Source organism: Nonomuraea sp. NPDC003201 (assembly GCF_053590415.1).
Window position 1 is genome coordinate 1 of sequence record NZ_JBSFTC010000772.1, and the last position, 1,141, is coordinate 1,141.

A 1,141-nucleotide genomic window follows, 5' to 3' on the forward strand; every position below is an offset into this window, starting at 1 on the left:
TCCCAAGCTGAAGCCGGGTTCGAGCGGGTCGCGGAGGGAATCTCGGCTGGTTCAGGCGCATGAACGGGGCGGATGCGATCGGGAGCCGAGCCGCCCCGCCTCCTCCAGCCGCCGCAGCTGCGCCAGCGCCAGGTCGGCCACCGCGACCGGCCCGGCGGGCAGCAGCCGGGTGTAGTCTCTGGCCCGCTCGGCGGACTCGTCGATGTCGAGGTCGAGCCGATCGTGCAGGACGACCACGGCGCTCAGCGCCGACGGCCCGTCACGCAGCAGCCGCCCCACGATGCCGTCGATGACCGGTTTGCGCTCCAGCAGGCCGTCCTCGACGAGCCGGGCGACGGTCCCCACCTGCGCGGGGAGCGCCTCGCCCAGGCCGTCGATCTCGAAGAGCCGCGGCGCGAACGCGGTGAACAGCGGATCGGTGGCCGCCGTCCCCGGGTGGAGCGCGCGTAACCAGCCCACCATGAACGCGTCGCCGTCCGGCGGCTCGATCCCGGTCTCGCGCACGAGCGCCGCGGCCACCTCCCAGTAGCGCATGTCGTTGAGGCGCAGGCGGGCGGCGATGCGGCGGGCCACGTCGGCCCGCCACTCGGCCGGCCGCTGCCGCAGCAGCAGGATGACGCGCTCGTCGTCGGGCTCGGCCCACTGGAACTCGCGTCTGAACAGCCACGCCGTGACGGCCGCCGCGCCACCCAGGCACGCCACGCCCGCCAGCCGCAGCGGCCTGAGCTGGTGCCGCCAGGACCACCAGTCCTCCACCCGCAGCCCCGACAGGTGGCGCGGCAGCTGCGCCGCCACCGCCTTGCGATCGTCGGCGTCCAGCTCCAGGAGCAGGCGGAAGACGCGGGCCACGTCACCGCCCTTGGCCGGCTTGACCAGGCGCTCCCACGCGCTCATCCGGCCACCTCCGATGCGGACCGGGAAGAACCGGCGCATGACCACACCTCCGCTGCGTCAACCATGACGGTGACCCTAGCGATCACCCACGACAATCTCGGGCCCCGCGCGTCGACCAGCCCTTTGACCGGGTCAGAGCCGGGGTCGGGCCCCTTCGATTTCCGGATGCCGTGCAGAAGGCACGATTTCGGTTACCGCAACTACAAGGACGTGAGCCAGTTCCCGGCGAACAAGTCGCGCATCGATG

2 protein-coding genes are annotated in these 1,141 nt (G+C 72.6%); one reads left to right on the forward strand and one right to left on the reverse strand.

The window, feature by feature from the left end; translation table 11 throughout:
- Positions 1 to 51: 51 nt before the first annotated feature.
- The gene (locus ACWDX9_RS63540; RefSeq protein ID WP_449973490.1) at positions 52 to 894 is read right to left on the reverse strand and encodes a hypothetical protein; all 843 of its coding nucleotides are present in this window, start codon (positions 892 to 894) and stop codon (positions 52 to 54) included.
- Between the two features lie 63 nt (positions 895 to 957).
- Here ACWDX9_RS63540 and ACWDX9_RS63545 point away from each other — a divergent pair.
- Positions 958 to 1,141, forward strand: a 184-nt coding sequence (locus tag ACWDX9_RS63545) for a phospholipase A2 (protein WP_449973491.1), incomplete at its 3' end; no start/stop codon positions are given.